2 protein-coding genes are annotated in these 1008 nt (G+C 34.5%); both read right to left on the minus strand.

The window, feature by feature from the left end; translation table 11 throughout:
• A partial coding sequence (locus tag AB4653_RS27070; RefSeq protein WP_372105779.1) for a glycosyltransferase occupies positions 1-295 on the minus strand: 295 nt, incomplete at its 3' end.
• Positions 288-1008, minus strand: a 721-nt coding sequence (locus tag AB4653_RS27075; RefSeq protein WP_372105780.1) for a glycosyltransferase family 2 protein, incomplete at its 5' end; no start/stop codon positions are given. The genes AB4653_RS27075 and AB4653_RS27070, both read right to left, overlap by 8 nt.

Raw genomic sequence — 1008 nt, forward strand, 5'->3', positions numbered from 1 at the left:
ATATATTAGGCTTAATTGTCACACAATGTATCAATTCAGGTTCAATTTCATCTAATATTCTCTTAAGGCGGAAAATACTACCGATCTCTCGAAGAAGGTTAACACTTTTTCTTTTTACAGATAACTGATGACAAATAAAACCTTTAGATTCCAATTCATTTTTAATCGCATCATTTGAAAAGCTACTAACAATATGAATATCAAAACCTAAAGATTGGAAGTACTCTGCTCGCTCTAACCAGTGAAGACGAAAGTACCAATCAACATTTATTACGTAAACGATCTTTTTACTCATACTTGCCACTTCGATTGGTTAGACCGTGAAAAACCCCTTTTATAATACATCTAAATTGCATAAACCTAGGTTTGAGAAATACACAAAAAATAAGTGCTTGTAAGCTTGATCTTATAAGAGTATAAACTTTCCAACTCAATGGTATGTATGCCCTTTGTAGCAAACGGCAAAAATTACGATAATAGTAATAATGACGTACTGGGGAATGAGTTGTAAGGCTTTGACCTAAAACTTTCAACGGAGCACCGCCAACCTTATGATACATTTTCGCATTAAATGCAGCGATACAAACATAATTTTTACTCTTCGCTCTAAATCCCCATTCAATATCAACACAATCAATGAATAGCCCCTCTTCCATATAACCAATATCATCAAGCGTAGCCTTTGAAATAAGGCAACCAGAAGCTATCAGAAAGTCACATGGAGAAAAGGTATTTTCACTTCTATCACTCGACAAGAACCTATTGACACTATACCTAGATGTACGAATAAACAAACATTCAGAAAATGTATCTTGATCTATATGAACAGGACCAACGGCTGCAACTCTTTGACCTTCAAATTGAGCTGCTTGTCGAGCTATAAACAACTCTTTTACCATTGATTCAGATGGAACACTGTCTTGATCAAACAAAATAAAGTCAATAAAACCCTCATTTAATGCCTTGTTAATACCAATATTTTGAGCATATGCAATCCCCATGTTGTCC

It is taken from the genome of Vibrio sp. 10N.222.48.A3, assembly GCF_041475345.1.
Classification (GTDB): domain Bacteria; phylum Pseudomonadota; class Gammaproteobacteria; order Enterobacterales; family Vibrionaceae; genus Vibrio; species Vibrio tasmaniensis_A.